Below are 14,184 nucleotides of genomic sequence, written 5' to 3'. Positions count from 1 at the left end.
GCCGCGTCGCCGGGGGTGCGCCCGACCCGCCGCTCGCGGGGTAGGTTTGTGCCCGTGAGTGGCAGCGAACCGGTCGAGATGGCGAGCCTGATGCCCCACCCGGTCCCCGCGTGGGAGGCCGATGTCCTGCTGAAGGACGGGCGCGTCGCGCAGATCCGCCCCATCGTCCCCGAGGACGCCCCGCGGTTCGTGGAGTTCTACGACCGCGTCTCGGCCGAGTCCAAGTACTTCCGCTTCTTCGCGCCCTACCCGCGGCTCTCCGACCGCGACGTGGCGCGCTTCACCACCGTCGACCACGACAAGCGCGTGGCGTTCGTGGTCACCCAGCAGGACGACATCATCGCCGTCGGCCGGTACGACGCCGTCTCCGACGAGGAGGCCGAGGTCGCGTTCCTCGTCGAGGACGCCCACCAGGGCCGCGGCATCGGCCAGCTGCTGCTGGAGCACCTCGCCCAGGCCGGTCGCGAGCGCGGCTTCACCGAGTTCATCGCCGAGGTCCTGCCCGAGAACGTCCGGATGCTCCAGGTCTTCCGGGAGATGGGCTACACGATCAGCGGCACGCTCGAGGACGGCGTGCAGCGGCTCACGTTCGAGATCAACCCGACCGACTCGGCGCTCGGCGTCATGCGCTCGCGCGAGCAGCGTGCCGAGGCCGCCTCCATCGCCCGCATCTTCGGGGCCCGCAGCGTGGCCGTGGTCGGCGCCAGCCGCCGCCAGGGCTCGATCGGCCAGGCGATGGTGCGCAACCTCGTGCTCGGCGACTACGGCGGCACCGTCTACGCGGTGAACTCCCAGGCTGAGGCCGTCTCGGGCCTGACGGCCTACCCGACGGTGCGCGACATCCCCGGCGAGGTCGAGATCGCGATCGTCGCCGTCCCGGCCGAGCACGTGAACGACGTCGTCCTGGACTGCGCCGCCAAGGGTGTCCACGGCCTCGTCGTGATCTCCGCCGGCTTCGCCGAGGAGGGTGCCGAGGGCCGCGCCCGCCAGCAGGAGCTGCTGCACTCGTGCCGCATCCACGGCCTGCGCCTCATCGGCCCCAACTGCCTGGGCATCATCAACACGGCCTCCGACGTGCAGCTCAACGCCTCCTTGTCGGCCACGATGCCCCCGCCCGGACGCGCCGGCTTCTTCTGCCAGTCCGGTGCCCTCGGCTCGGCGATCCTCGAGACCGTCGCCGCCCGCGGGCTGGGGCTGTCCACCTTCGTCTCGGCCGGCAACCGCGCCGACGTCTCGGGCAACGACCTCCTGCAGTACTGGCAGCAGGACGACAGCACCGACGTGGTGCTGCTGTACCTCGAGTCCATCGGCAACCCGCGCAAGTTCTCGCGCCTCGCCCGCCGCGTCTCCGAGGTCAAGCCGATCGTCGCGGTGAAGTCGGGCCGGTCCACCCAGGGCGTGCCCGTCGGCCACACCGTCCGTCGCAGCTCGGCGCCCCAGCAGGCCGTCGACGCGATGTTCCGCCAGGCCGGCGTCATCCAGGTGGAGAACCTCGACGAGATGTTCGACGTCGCCCAGCTGCTGGCCCACCAGCCGCTGCCGCGCGGCAACCGGATCGCGGTGGTCGGCAACTCCGACGCCGTCGGCCTGATCGTCACGGACGCCGCGAAGTCGCAGGGCCTGCAGGTGGCTCCGCCCATCGCCCTGGGTGCCACCGCGGGCGCCGAGGAGTTCGAGGTCGCCATCGAGGCGGCGCTCGCGCGTCCCGACGTCGACGGCCTCGTCGTGGTCTACACGCCCCCGATCACCACCGACAGCGATGCGGTCGCCACCGTGCTCGCGGCCATCGGCGAGCAGTCCGACAAGCCGATCGTCTCCACGTTCCTGGCCAGCAAGGGCATCCCGGTGCTCCTGCGGGTGCCCGACCTCGAGGGCGGGTCCGCCGGCCGTGGCTCGGTGCCGTCCTACGCGGCGCCCGAGGCGGCGGTCAAGGCGCTCGCCCGGGCGGTCAACTACGCCGAGTGGGCCGCGCGCGACCACGGCGAGTACCACGTGGCCGCCGAGCACCGCTCGGGCGACGCGAAGGCGCTCATCCGTGACGTGCTGACGATCGCCCCGCGCGGTGCCGTGCTGTCCACCGAGCAGGTCCACTACCTGCTGTCCTGCTACGGCATCGACCTGTGGACCTGGACGAACGTGCACAGCAAGGAGGAGGCCGTCGCGGCCGGCGAGAAGCTCGGCTGGGACGTCGTCCTCAAGGCCGGCAGCGAGCACCTGCGGGCCCGCCCCGACCTCGCCCACGTCTGGCGCGGCATCCACGACGCCCAGGACATGGCCGAGGCGTGGGACGAGATGACCACGTGGAGCGGCATCCGGGCCGACACCACCTTCTTCGTGCAGCGGTCCGCGCCCGCCGGCGTCCAGGTCGCCTTCCGTGCCACCGAGGACCGGCTCTTCGGTCCGCTGGTCTCGTTCGGCATCGCCGGCGCGCCGAGCGAGCTGCTGGAGGACCGCAGCTACGGCATCCCGCCCCTCACCGATGTCGACGCCCGCACGATGGTCAGCGGCATCCGGGCCGCGCCGCTGCTGTTCGGGCACCACGGCAGCGAGCCGGTCGACGTGGCCGCCCTCGAGGACATCGTGCTGCGCCTCGCGGCGCTCAAGGACGACCTGCCCGAGGTCGTCTCGCTCGACCTGGAGCCCGTGCTGGTCAACCCCGACGGGTACACCGCGCTGAGCGCGCGCGCGAAGGTGATCCCCTCGTCCGACAGCCGGGGCGACTGGTTCGTCCGGCGGCTGAGCCAGCCCGACGTGGCGGCGGATACGCTGGGTCGGTGACGCAGACCAGGGACCGGACGAAGGACCTCTATGAGTCGATCTCGCGCAGCGGGTACTACCCCGAGATCGTCGCGGGAGCGCTCGAGGACGCGCTGGCCTCCGAGCCCGTGGAGTCGTTCGTCGTCCACCACGAGCCCACGTTCGACCGCGAGGAGATCCGCCGGCACATGTCGGTGCTGGTCCTCACCCCCACGCGCCTGCTGCTGACGCACACCGACGAGCACCCCGGCGACACGCTGCTGCCGAAGCCCTACACGTCCACGTCCGTCGAGGCCGTACCGCTGTCGCGCGTCTCCGGCGTCGTCGTCACGCGGATGGTGTCGGCCCAGACGCAGCAGCTGGAGGAGGCCCTCCTCACGATCGGATGGGGCGCCGTCGCCCGCGTCGAGCTCGAGCCCGCCCGCTGCGACGATCCCGAGTGCGAGGCCGACCACGGCTACACCGGCTCGATCAGCGGCGACGACTTCTCGCTGCGGCTGAGCGCGGCGGCGGAGGGTGGCGCCGCGGTCGTGGGCCTGCTGGAGTTCGCCCGCGCGCTGACCGCGGCCACCACCGTCACCGAGGCTCGATGACCGCGCCGCACGCCGGCATCCACGAGGTGATGACCTCGGTGGGCGGCGCTCTCGGAGTGCCGGGCTTCACCGACGTCCTCGGACTCCCCGAGTCCAGGCGCTACGTCGTGCTGCTCATCGACGGACTCGGACTCGACCTGCTGCGCGAGCATGCCGAGCTGGCCCCCTTCCTGTCGTCGTGCCTCAACGTGGAGAACGTGCTGGCGGGGATCCCCTCGACCACCTCGGTGAGCCTGACCTCGCTGGGTACGGGCCTGCGTCCCGGGCAGCACGGCATGTCCGGCTACACCTGCCGGATCCCGGGCACGTCCCGGTTCCTCAACACGCTGAAGTGGGACGACCGCATCGTCCCCGAGCAGTGGCAGCCGCACCCCACGGTCCTGAGCCGGCTGGCCGACGAGGGGGTCGCGGTCACGGTGGTCAACGACGCGCGGTTCGAGCTCAGCGGCCTCACGCGCGTCAGCCAGCGCGGGGTGCCCTTCGTGGGCGTCCGGCACGCGTGGGACCGGCTCACGGCCGTCGTGGAGGCGGTCGAGCGTGACGACCGCGCGCTGGTCTACGCCTACGAGTCCGCCGTCGACCACACCGGGCACGGCTCGGGCGTCGACTCCGACGAGTGGCGCAAGGCGCTCGTGGAGGTCGACCGCGACGTCGCCGACCTGCGCGCCGCCCTGCCGCCCGACGTCGTCCTGCTCGTCACCGCCGACCACGGCATGGTGGACGTCCCGACGGACGGCCGCTTCGACCTCGTCGACCATCCGAAGCTGCGCGACGACGTGGTGCTCGTCGCCGGCGAGGCCCGGTTCCGCCACGTGCACACCCGCTCGGGTGCCGAGGCGAAGGTCGCCGCCCGCTGGCGCTCCGCGCTCGGCGACCGCGTGGAGGTCCGTCTGCGCGACGAGGCGGAGGAGTGGTTCGGTCCCATCGACCCCACCGTCCGCGGTCGCTTCGGCGACGTGGTGGTGGCGGCACTCGACGACTTCGCCGTCTTCGCCTCCGACGCCTTCTCCGTGGAGCTGCTGCTGCGCGGCTTCCACGGCTCGATCACCGCGCGGGAGCGTCGCATCCCGGTCCTCGTGGCGGGCTGACGCCGTGGCGGAACTGGTCTTCTACTCCGGCACGATGGACTCGGGCAAGAGCACCTTGGCGCTCCAGCTCGACCACAACCACCGCGCCCGCGGGCGCGTGGGCCGCATCTACTCCTCGCACGACCGCGCGGGTGCCGCCACCCTCTCGAGCCGGCTCGGCCTCTCGACGCCGGCGATCGAGGTGGCCGAGGACCTCGACTTCTGGGCCGACGTGGTCGGCGAGCTGACCGGGGGAGCGCGGATCGACTACCTCGTGTGCGACGAGGCCCAGTTCTACACCAGCGCGCAGGTCGACCAGCTGGCCAAGGTGGCCGACGAGCTGGCGATCGACGTGTTCTGCTTCGGCATCCTCACCGACTTCCGCACGCAGCTGTTCAGCGGCTCGCGGCGGCTCGTGGAGATCGCCGACCGGGTGCTGACGCTGCAGGTGGAGGCCCTGTGCTGGTGCGGTGCCCGTGCCACCCACAACGCGCGCACCGAGGACGGCGAGATGGTCACCGAGGGCGAGGTGATCGTGGTGGGAGACGTCGAGGACCCCGACCGACCGACGCCGCAGGTCGGCTACGAGGTGCTCTGCCGCCGGCACCACCGCAAGCGGATGACCGCGGCGCGGGCGAAGGCCGGGGCGCTGTCGCCCGACGTGCTGCCGTTCGACTGATCTCGATACACCATCTCGCTGCGCTCGCTGGCACTCGATCACCGGCCGCGCATCGCGATGATGTATCGAGACCTGTTCAGTCCGAGGAGCCGCCGAACATGATCTCGTCCCAGCTGGGGACCGAGCGGCGCGAGTGCTTCTTGCGGGGCTTGGGCGTGTCCGGGACCGCGATGCGCTCCTCGAGGGCCTGGTCCTCCACGTCCTCGACGACCTCCTCGGCCGGCTCCTCGAAGACGGCCTGCTCGAGCGCGCGGCGGTCGCGGGCCTCCTTGATGGAGCGCACGAGCGGAGCGTGGTCGGTCGGCTCGGCGATCGCGCCGCCGTACCCCTCGGGGGCGTCGGTGACGAGGTCGGCCAGCGCCATGTCGTGCTGGTCCTGCGTGGCGAGGTCGCCCACGAGGCCGCGTGCGGCGTCGTCGTCGGCGATGACGTAGCGGCTCTTGGGGTCGTAGAGGAACGACGCGGAGCCTTCCTCGAGATCGACGCGCACGGTCCAGCGGCCGTCCTCGCGGCGGAACGCGTCCCACTCGGCCTTCTCGGGCGCGATGCCGCGCTCGGCCAGGGCCGCGTCGGCCAGCTCGGCCAGGGCGACGGCGGCGCCGCCGACGTGCTTGCGGCGCACCGAGGTGGCGCGGGCCGACTGGGCCATCCACTCGCGCTCGGCGATGACGGGCACGGCGAAGCCGTGCACCCGCTCGACCGTGATGCCGGCGGCCTCGGCGACCTCCTCGACCGACTCGCCGCGGCGGATGCGGGTCTGGATGTCTCGGGGGGTGAGCGAACTCTCCATCGGAATCTCCATCTGTCCTGAACGACTCGACCCTACGGGGGTGCGGTCAACCAGTGAGGTGAGCCGGCGGTCGATGCTGAGCCGGAAGCGTTCTCCGGTGGTCGCGTCCCGGGCGACGAGGAAACGCCCGTCGTCGCTGAGTCCCACGGTCGCGAGTTCCCGCATGTTCGAGCCTCCCCGTGTCGCTTCTGCCACCGACTTCAAGGCTAGTGAAAGCCCACGGCGATCCGGGGAGACGCGCCGGGTCGGGGACGGGTTTCGGAGCCCGTCGCCATCAGCTCGCGACGTGGTCGCGCCGGGGGAGCGGAGCGCGGTAGAGCATGGCCACGGTGGTCGTCATCAGCGCCGCCACGATCGGTAGGACGAAGCCGGCCGAGGCCGACCAGCGGTCGACGATGAGGCCGGCGAGGGCCGCGCCGCCGGCGGTTCCGGCGGACATGCCCGTGGTCGTCCAGGTGAGCGCCTCGGTGAGACGCGAGTGCGGCACGGTGAGCTCGACGAGGTGGACCGCGGTGATGAGGGTCGGCGAGAGCATGAGCCCCGCCAGCCCGAACCCCACGGCGAGCAGGGCGATGTTCGGCGCGAACGGCAGGGGCGCCAGGAAGACCAGCAGCCCCAGTGTCGAGAGCCGCAGCCGCCGGATCGGGTCGGCAGGAGGCGGCTGGGCCCCGATCACCAGGCCCGCGGCGAGGCTTCCGGCCGAGAAGATGGCCAGGACGAGTCCGGCGGCGCCGGGACGCCCCTGCTCCTGCGTGAACGCCACGACGAGGACCTCGGCGGCGCCGAACAGCACGCCGAGCCCGCACGCAGCGACGACCAGCGGGCCGAGCAGGAACCAGGGCAGCGGCTCGCGGGGGCCGTCCGCCTGGGGCCGGTGCCGGGGCTGGGTGGAGCGCTGCAGTGCCAGGCCCCACGCCCCGACGATCGCCGCGACGCCCGCCACGGCGAGCCCCGACCAGTCGAGGACGCTGAGCGTCAGGATCGTGACGAGCACGGGTCCGACGATGAAGACGACCTCGTCGAGCACCGCCTCGAGGGCGAACGCGGTCTGCAGGCGGGAGCGGTCGGGAAGCACGTGCGTCCATCGGGCGCGCACCATGTTCCCCGTCTGCGGTGCCCCGAGCCCGGCGATCACCGCACCTGCCGCGGCACCCCACAGCGTGACGTCCACCGTCGAGAGCAGGATCACGATGCCCGACGCGAAGAGCGCGCCCGCCGCGACCAGGACGGGTGCCTGCCCCATGCGGTCGGCCAGCCTGCCCTGGACGGGGGCGAAGAACGCCGAGGTGACGACGTAGACCGCCATGACGAGGCCGGCGGGCGCGTAGTCGCCGGTGCGACCCGAGACCAGCAGCACGATCCCGAGCCCGGTCATGGACAGCGGGAGACGCCCGAGTGCGCCGGTGGTCGTGAAGGCCGGGGCGCCGGGCGTGGCCAGGATCGTGCGGTAGGCGGAGAACATGTCGAGACTCATCTTGGACCACGGTCGGCGAGGGCTGGGGGAGGGCTGGCGGCGGCGTGCGCCCGAAGGGTGTGCCACGAGGCCCCGTGGAAGACTGGCGGCATGGACGCACGCCCCTACGACGCCCTCCTGCTGGTCTCCTTCGGTGGTCCCGAGAAGCCCGAGGACGTGGTCCCGTTCCTCGAGAACGTCACGCGGGGCCGGGGCATCCCGAAGGAGCGCCTCGTCGAGGTCGGCGAGCACTACTTCGGCTTCGGTGGGAAGTCGCCGATCAACGACATCAACCGCGCGCTGCTGACCGCGCTGCGCCAGGACTTCGCCGACCAGGGCCTCGACCTGCCGGTCTACTGGGGCAACCGCAACTGGGACCCGTACCTGGCCGACGCGTTCGACCAGATGGAGGCCGACGGGGTCGAGCGGGTCGCCTGCTTCATGACCAGCGCCTACTCGTCCTACAGCAGCTGCCGCCAGTACCGGGAGAACCTCTTCGAGGTCTCGCACGACCGCCCGATCCGGGTCGACCGCCTGCGCCACCACTTCAACCATCCCGTGTTCGTCGACCTCTTCACCGAGTACACCCGTGCAGCGCTGGCCGAGGTGGGCGAGGACGCCCGCGTGGTGTTCGTGACCCACTCGGTGCCCGAGCAGATGAACGACGCCAGCGGCGGCCCCGGGCGCCGGCTGTACGAGCGCCAGCACCTCTCGGTGGCAGGGCTCGTGGCCGACGCCCTCGACCTGCCGACGTGGTCCCTCGCCTACTGCTCCCGCTCCGGGCCGCCCAGCCAGCCGTGGCTGGAGCCGGACGTGAACGACCACCTCGAGGAGCTCGCGGAGCAGGGGGTGACCGGGGTCGTCCTGGTCCCCATCGGCTTCGTGGCCGACCACATGGAGGTCGTGTACGACCTCGACACCGAGGCGAAGGCCACCGCCGAGCGCCTCGGCCTGCGGTTCGCCCGCGCCGCCAGCCCGAATGCCGACCCGCGCTACGCGGCGATGGTCCGCGAGCTGCTCCTGGAGCGCGCCGCGGCCGAGCGCGGCGAGAAGCCGGAGCGGCCCGTGCGGGGCGAGTTCGGCCCCAAGGCCGACACCTGCCCCGGCGACTGCTGCGTCAACCCGAGGTCACTGCGGCCGGTCCTGGCGTGACCGAGCTGATCGACCTGGCCCGCCGGGTCGCGGCCGAGGCGGTCGAGCACGTCGCCTCGCTCCGCCCGCAGGGACGCGTGGGCATCGCGGGCACGAAGTCGAGTCCCACCGACCTCGTCACGCTGATCGACCGGTCGTGCGAGGAGCTGATCCGCGAGAGGATCCTCGCCGCACGTCCCGACGACGCCTTCGTGGGGGAGGAGGGCCAGGACGTCCCGGGCACCTCCGGCGTGGAGTGGGTGGTCGATCCGATCGACGGCACGGTGAACTTCGTCTACGGCATCCCGCGCTACGCCGTGGCGATCGCGGCCCGGATCCACGGTGCCGACGAGGTCGGCGTGGTGGTGAACATCGCCACGGGCGAGTCCTACGAGGCGGTGGCCGGCGAGGGCGCGTGGCGCACCGACGAGGCCGAGGCGCGGCGGCTGACGGGGCCGCCCGTCCTGCCGCTCGACCAGATGCTCGTCGCCACCGGGTTCAACTACGTCCCGGAGGTGCGCGAGCACCAGGCCCGTGCCGTCGGCGCGATGTTGCCGCACGTGCGCGACATCCGCCGCATCGGCGCCGCCGCGCTCGATCTCACCGACCTCGCGGAGGGGCGTCTGGACGCCTACGTCGAGCAGGGACTGCACGTCTGGGACCACGCCGCCGCCGGCCTGATCGCCCGCGAGGCCGGGCTCGTGGTCACCGGTCCGGACGGGTCGCCGAGCGAGCGACTCCTGGTCGCGGCGCCCGCCGGGAGCATCGATCCGTTCCTCGCGCTCGTCGCGCGCTGCGGGTTCTGAGAAAAGCCGTCCGCACGACTGGCGCGGGCGCCCCGGCAGTGGGAGCATCGGCGCCACGAGGGGGATTGCGTCCGGGTGCGGGCAGATTTGGTCCATGTGGTTGAATCTGCGCGTTCCACAAGAACACGACCACAGTTCCACGAGAACGAGCATGGAGAAGTGATGGCAACCGATTACGACGCGCCCCGCAAGACCGATGAGGAGCAGTCCGAGGACAGCATCGAGGAGCTGAAGGCGCGTCGCCACGAGAAGAACTCGGGCAAGGTCGACGAGGACGAGGTCGAGGCGGCAGAGTCGTTCGAGCTCCCCGGCGCCGACCTGTCCCACGAGGAGCTCGCGGTCAAGGTCGTGCCCAAGCAGTCCGACGAGTTCACCTGCATGTCCTGCTTCCTGGTGCACCACCGCAGCCAGCTGGCCACCGAGAAGAACGGCATGGCGATCTGCAAGGACTGCGCCGACTGAGGTCCGCGCCCCGACTCACGACGTCCGGCGTCGCCGCTCACGCGGCGAGCCGGACGTCGTCGTCTCAGACCTCGGTGTCCTTCGTCGACTTCATGCCCGGCGGCAGCCCTCCGGTGGACCTCACCCAGTAGCGGGCGGCGCTGCGCCGCGCGACGATGCGGACGACCTGCACCGTGGCGCCACCGATGGCGGCCCACGCGACGGCCTCGGTCGTGCTCAGCTCGGGGTTCCGCGTGTTCCGCGGCGGCTTGCGGCCCGTGACGGCCCGCCAGGCCAGGTTCGAGACGTGCGGGGCGAGCGAGGCCGCGAGCAGGGCGGACCCGGCGTCGAGGGCCCGCCAGGCGCCTCGGCCTCGTCCCTTGGAGACATCCGCCTCGGCGGGCGAGGTGGTGGCGGGGTCAGGCGTCGCCTTCGTCGCGCGCTTCCGGGCCATCGATGATCCTTTCGTCGGGAGCAGGACCAGTGTGGCCCACGGCACGCGCGAGCGCGTCGGGACGCCGGGTCGAGACGAGCCAGTAGGGCGTCGGGTCGGCCGGGTCGGCCACCTCGACGCGCACGCCGCGGTCGATCCATGGGCGGGTCAGCAGGAAGGCCCGGTCGGTGCCGGCCCGGGAGAGCGCGGCACGCCAGGCAGTCGGGTCGAGGGCGACGACCTCGCCGAGATCGGGCGCCTCGAGGTGCGCGTCGCCCGCGCGGAGCCGGCCGGGCTCCGCGACGATCGGCAGCGAGCCGTAGCGCCACAGGCCCGCTCCCGCGACCAGCAGGGTGAGCAGCGCGACACCGCCCGCGACGGCCGGGCTGGTGGCGACGAGCAGCAGCCAGCCGATCGCCACGGAGATGAGGACGACGGCGCCCCACCACGGGCCCGGCGCCAGGAGGCGCTCACGGTGGTGGGCAGGGTTGCTCTTCACGAGTCCACTGTGCCCGATGGGGTCTCGCGCCAGTATCGTCGCCACCGTGACCGAGGTGCAGATCCGCCGGCTCGACGCCGGTGTTCCCCTTCCCACGTACGCCCATCCCGCCGACGCCGGCGCCGACCTCGTCTCCACGGTCGACGTCGAGCTCGCGCCGGGGGAGCGCACCCTCGTGCCCACGGGCCTCGCGATCGCCCTCCCGGAGGGGTTCGCCGGGTTCATCCACCCGCGGTCGGGCCTCGCGCTGCGGCACGGTCTCTCGGTCGTGAACACGCCGGGCACGATCGACGCGGGTTACCGTGGGGAGATCAAGGTTCTCCTGGTGAACCACGACCTGCGCGAGCCGGTCCGCATCGCACGCGGTGACCGGATCGCCCAGCTGGTCGTCCAGCGGGTCGAGCACGTGCGCTTCGTGGAGGTGGACGGTCTCGAGGACTCGGTGCGAGGCGAGGGCGGGTACGGTTCCTCGGGTGGTCACGCCTCGATCGAGGCATCGACGGAAGGAAGTCTGTGATGTGGGGTCGCAAGAACGCGGGAGCCGACGCGGCGACCGCCCCCGCTGCTCCTGAGAACGTCGAGGTCACCGGCCCGAGGGCCGACGGCCCCTTCGACGTCACGGAGCGCCCGAACGAGTCCCACGACGAGTACGTCGATCTGGGCACCCTGCTGATCAAGATGCGCGGCGACATCGAGGTGCAGCTGCCCACCGAGGACGACGTGGTCACCGCGGTCCTCGTGACCTCCGGCGGCTCCGCCGTCGAGCTGCGCCCCTTCGCCGGAGCCCGCAGCGGCGGAACCTGGGACGGCGTGCGCGCCGAGCTGCGCGACGAGGTCGACAAGCGCGGCGGCACGTACACCGAGGTGGACGGCCCGTTCGGCACCGAGGTGCTGGCCCAGTTCCCCGCCACCGCGCCCGACGGCAGCGCGGGCGTCCAGCCCGCCCGGTTCATCGGCATCGAGGGGCCCCGCTGGGTCGTGCGCGCCACGATCCTCGGTGCGGCCGGCCTCGAGTCCATCGACTCCGGCGTCTTCATGGAGATCCTGCGCGAGCTGCGCGTGCGTCGCGGCGACGAGCCCCGCATGCTGCGCGAGTCGCTGCCGATCGTCCTGCCGCCCGACGCGCAGCGCATCCCCGAGGAGTAGGCCGAGATGGCAGGTGTGGTCTCGCGCTGGCTCGATCGCTTCTCGGTCGAGAGCCAGGAGGACACCGAGCTGCGCGGCCGCGCCACGGCCGCCGGGTGTGCCGCGATCAAGGACGTGCCCGAGCGTGAGCGCGTCGACGTCCACGGCGTGCTGCAGGACGTGACCCTCCGGCCCGTCGGCGACGTCACGGCGCTGGAGGCCTCCCTTTACGACGGCACGGGGACGGTCACGCTCGTCTGGCTCGGCCGGCGCCGCATCGAGGGGATCTCGGCCGGACGCTCGCTCACCGCCACGGGCCGGATCGGCCACCGCGGTGCTGAGCGCGTCATCTTCAACCCGGCCTACCGGCTGGACGCGTGAGCATGTCAGAGCCGGCGAAGGCCGACGCCGCCACTGTCGAGCAGGTCGTGCGCCAGCGCCTCGCCGAGGCCTTCGGCGGGGTCCGCGGGATCGTCGAGGCCGCCGTCCCGACGATCACCTTCACGCTCTGCTACCTGACGACGCGTGACCTCAGGCTCAGCCTGATCATCGCCTCGGCGCTCACGGCCGTCCTGCTGATCGTGCGGGTCGTCCAGCGCTCGAACCCGCAGTTCGTCATCAACGCGCTCGTCGGCATCGGCATCGCGGCGCTGTTCGCGTCGCGCTCGGGCGAGGCGCGCGACGTGTTCCTGCCCGGCATCCTCTACAACGCCGGCTACGCGGTGGTGCTCGTCGCGACGGTGGTCATCGGCTGGCCGGCGATCGGGGTCATGATCGGCGCCCTGGTCGGTGACCCGAGCGGATGGCGTCGCGATCCGGGCATGCGTCGCCTGTGCAGCAGGCTCACCCTGCTGTTCGCGCTGCCCTGCGTCCTGCGCGTGCTCGTGCAGTACCCGCTCTACGCGGCCGACCAGATCGGCTGGCTGGGCACCTCGAAGGTCATCATGGGCTGGCCCCTGCAGATCGCCACACTCGCCGCGATGGTGTGGCTGCTCAGCCGGAACAGCACGCCGGTGGCCGACCTGCGGGACGAGCCGCGCGAGGTCTGAGCCGCCCGGCTCAGTCGTCCTGGGACGACAGCTGAGCCGCGAGCTGCGCCTCCGCCTCGGCGGGAGTGACGAAGAGCAGCTCGTCACCGGCCTCGACCGTGCGGTCGGGCTCGGGCAGCAGCGACTGCTGGAGCCGCAGGATCGCCACGGGCGCGACGCCGTCGGGCCACGTGATGCCACCGAGGCGGCGGCCGACGTAGGCCGAGTCCTCCGGCACGGTCAGCTCGACGAGGTTCGTGTTGCTCTGGCGGAACGTGAACAGGCGGACGAGGTCGCCGACGGACACGGCCTCCTCCACGAGCGCGGCCATGATGCGCGGCGTGGACACGGCCACGTCGACGCCCCACGACTCGCCGTAGAGCCACTCGTTGCTCGGGTTGTTGACCCGGGCCACCGTGCGGGGGACCGCGAACTCGGTCTTGGCCAGCAGCGACGTGACGAGGTTGGCCTTGTCATCGCCCGTCGCGGCGATCACGACGTCGCAGGTCTGCAGCTGGGCCTCTTCCAGCGTGCTCATCTCGCACGCGTCGGCCAGCAGCCACTGGGCTCCGGGCACGAGGTCGCTGCGGATGGAGGTGGCTGCCTTGTCGATGAGGAGCACCCGGTGACCGTGGTCGACGAGCTCCTGGGCCACGGAACGGCCGACGGCACCGGCTCCGGCGATCGCGACGCGCATCAGTCCTCCTCCTTCGGCCCGTTGGCCAGTGCCTCGAGCACGCCCTCGGCCTCCTCCGCGACGAGGAACATGCTGAGGTAGTCACCCTCCTGGATCACCGTGTCGCCGGTGATCTGCTGGCCGGTGCCCAGGCGCGTGATGAACGCGACGCGAGCCCCGGTGTGCGCCTCGAGCGCCGCCACGGTGCGCCCCACCCACGCGAACGGGGCGTAGGCGTTGTCGAGCCGGAGCCGACCGGAAGGATCTCGCCAGGCCGGCTCGGAGCCGGCGGGCAGCAGGCGGCGCAGCATCTGGTCGGCCGCCCACGGGACGGTGGCGACGGTGGGGATGCCGAGGCGCTCGTAGACCTCGGCGCGCCGGGGGTCGTAGATGCGCGCGACCACGTTGGGCACGCGGAAGACCTCGCGGGCGACCCGCGCGGCGATGATGTTCGAGTTGTCGCCGCTGGACACCGCGGCGAAGGCGTCGGCCTGCTCGATCCCGGCCGAGAGGAGCACGCCCCGGTCGAACCCCATGCCGGTGACGGTGGACCCGGCGAACGAGGGACCCAGGCGCCGGAAGGCGTCGGGGTTCGAGTCGATGACGGAGGTCGAGTGGCCGCGTGACTCCAAGCTGCGGGCCAGGGACGCGCCGACGCGCCCGCACCCCATGATCACGATGTGCACACCGGCGACGGTACACCGGG

17 protein-coding genes are annotated in these 14,184 nt (G+C 72.3%); 11 read left to right on the top strand and 6 right to left on the bottom strand.

Going from position 1 to position 14,184, the window contains the following annotated elements; translation table 11 throughout:
* The first annotated feature begins 54 nt into the window (after positions 1–54).
* From B5D60_RS00505 to B5D60_RS00490, 4 genes are read left to right on the top strand one after another with little or no spacing between them, the layout of a single operon-like run.
* Positions 55–2,778 carry a bifunctional acetate--CoA ligase family protein/GNAT family N-acetyltransferase gene (locus B5D60_RS00505; protein ID WP_231948933.1) on the top strand — a complete coding sequence of 908 codons (2,724 nt, stop codon included), beginning with the start codon at positions 55–57 and terminating at the stop codon, positions 2,776–2,778.
* Positions 2,775–3,350 carry a DUF5998 family protein gene (locus B5D60_RS00500; protein ID WP_078698330.1) on the top strand — a complete coding sequence of 192 codons (576 nt, stop codon included), beginning with the start codon at positions 2,775–2,777 and terminating at the stop codon, positions 3,348–3,350. The genes B5D60_RS00505 and B5D60_RS00500 overlap by 4 nt, the downstream gene beginning before the upstream one ends.
* Positions 3,347–4,438 carry an alkaline phosphatase family protein gene (locus tag B5D60_RS00495; RefSeq protein ID WP_078698329.1) on the top strand — a complete coding sequence of 364 codons (1,092 nt, stop codon included), beginning with the start codon at positions 3,347–3,349 and terminating at the stop codon, positions 4,436–4,438. The genes B5D60_RS00500 and B5D60_RS00495 overlap by 4 nt, the downstream gene beginning before the upstream one ends.
* 4 nt (positions 4,439–4,442) lie before the next feature.
* A complete protein-coding gene (locus B5D60_RS00490; protein ID WP_078698328.1) occupies positions 4,443–5,096 on the top strand; it encodes a thymidine kinase in 654 nt (217 codons plus the stop codon).
* A gap of 76 nt (positions 5,097–5,172) precedes the next feature.
* Here the strand turns inward: B5D60_RS00490 and sepH are convergent, their stop codons facing one another.
* Positions 5,173–6,051, bottom strand: coding sequence for a septation protein SepH (gene sepH / locus B5D60_RS00485; protein ID WP_078698327.1), 879 nt, complete (start codon positions 6,049–6,051; stop codon positions 5,173–5,175).
* Positions 6,052–6,160: 109 nt separating this feature from the next.
* Positions 6,161–7,348, bottom strand: coding sequence for an MFS transporter (locus B5D60_RS00480; RefSeq protein WP_172806208.1), 1,188 nt, complete (start codon positions 7,346–7,348; stop codon positions 6,161–6,163).
* A 102-nt stretch (positions 7,349–7,450) separates the two neighbouring features.
* On the opposite strand from B5D60_RS00480, the gene B5D60_RS00475 reads away from it, so the two are divergent.
* The 3 genes from B5D60_RS00475 (at position 7,451) to B5D60_RS00465 (ending at position 9,738) form a co-directional block, all read left to right on the top strand.
* A complete protein-coding gene (locus B5D60_RS00475; protein ID WP_078698325.1) occupies positions 7,451–8,491 on the top strand; it encodes a ferrochelatase in 1,041 nt (346 codons plus the stop codon).
* A complete protein-coding gene (locus tag B5D60_RS00470) occupies positions 8,488–9,276 on the top strand; it encodes an inositol monophosphatase family protein (protein ID WP_078698324.1) in 789 nt (262 codons plus the stop codon). Before B5D60_RS00475 ends, B5D60_RS00470 begins: the two co-directional genes overlap by 4 nt.
* 162 nt (positions 9,277–9,438) lie before the next feature.
* Positions 9,439–9,738 carry a DUF4193 domain-containing protein gene (locus tag B5D60_RS00465; RefSeq protein ID WP_078698323.1) on the top strand — a complete coding sequence of 100 codons (300 nt, stop codon included), beginning with the start codon at positions 9,439–9,441 and terminating at the stop codon, positions 9,736–9,738.
* Positions 9,739–9,802: 64 nt separating this feature from the next.
* Here the strand turns inward: B5D60_RS00465 and B5D60_RS00460 are convergent, their stop codons facing one another.
* Positions 9,803–10,171: a DUF4235 domain-containing protein gene (locus B5D60_RS00460; protein ID WP_078698322.1), complete on the bottom strand. Its 369-nt coding sequence runs from the start codon at positions 10,169–10,171 to the stop codon at positions 9,803–9,805.
* Positions 10,137–10,649 carry a DUF3093 domain-containing protein gene (locus B5D60_RS00455; RefSeq protein WP_172806207.1) on the bottom strand — a complete coding sequence of 171 codons (513 nt, stop codon included), beginning with the start codon at positions 10,647–10,649 and terminating at the stop codon, positions 10,137–10,139. The genes B5D60_RS00460 and B5D60_RS00455 overlap by 35 nt, the downstream gene beginning before the upstream one ends.
* A 46-nt stretch (positions 10,650–10,695) precedes the next feature.
* Here B5D60_RS00455 and dut point away from each other — a divergent pair, with 46 nt between their 5' ends.
* The 4 genes from dut to B5D60_RS00435 are packed head-to-tail and all read left to right on the top strand — an operon-like array spanning position 10,696 to position 12,823.
* Positions 10,696–11,166: a dUTP diphosphatase gene (dut, locus tag B5D60_RS00450; RefSeq protein WP_231948932.1), complete on the top strand. Its 471-nt coding sequence runs from the start codon at positions 10,696–10,698 to the stop codon at positions 11,164–11,166.
* Positions 11,166–11,795 (top strand): DUF3710 domain-containing protein, encoded by a 630-nt coding sequence (locus tag B5D60_RS00445; RefSeq protein WP_078698320.1) that lies wholly within the window; start codon positions 11,166–11,168, stop codon positions 11,793–11,795. Before dut ends, B5D60_RS00445 begins: the two co-directional genes overlap by 1 nt.
* 6 nt (positions 11,796–11,801) lie before the next feature.
* On the top strand, positions 11,802–12,155 hold the full coding sequence (locus B5D60_RS00440) for an OB-fold nucleic acid binding domain-containing protein (RefSeq protein WP_078698319.1): 354 nt from the start codon (positions 11,802–11,804) through the stop codon (positions 12,153–12,155).
* A gap of 2 nt (positions 12,156–12,157) precedes the next feature.
* Entirely contained in the window at positions 12,158–12,823 is a 666-nt protein-coding gene (locus tag B5D60_RS00435; RefSeq protein ID WP_078698318.1) for a DUF3159 domain-containing protein, read from the top strand.
* 10 nt (positions 12,824–12,833) lie between these two features.
* Here B5D60_RS00435 and B5D60_RS00430 read toward each other — a convergent pair whose 3' ends face one another.
* Together B5D60_RS00430 and B5D60_RS00425 are read right to left on the bottom strand one after the other, a co-directional pair.
* Positions 12,834–13,499, bottom strand: a complete 666-nt coding sequence (locus B5D60_RS00430) for a potassium channel family protein (protein WP_078698317.1) — start codon at positions 13,497–13,499, stop codon at positions 12,834–12,836.
* Positions 13,499–14,164, bottom strand: coding sequence for a potassium channel family protein (locus B5D60_RS00425; RefSeq protein ID WP_078698316.1), 666 nt, complete (start codon positions 14,162–14,164; stop codon positions 13,499–13,501). The genes B5D60_RS00430 and B5D60_RS00425 overlap by 1 nt, the downstream gene beginning before the upstream one ends.
* Positions 14,165–14,184: the final 20 nt, after the last annotated feature.

It is taken from the genome of Aeromicrobium choanae (assembly GCF_900167475.1).
Taxonomy (GTDB): domain Bacteria; phylum Actinomycetota; class Actinomycetes; order Propionibacteriales; family Nocardioidaceae; genus Aeromicrobium; species Aeromicrobium choanae.
Note: the sequence above shows the minus strand (reverse complement) of the source record. Positions and strands in the feature narration are given on the sequence as shown.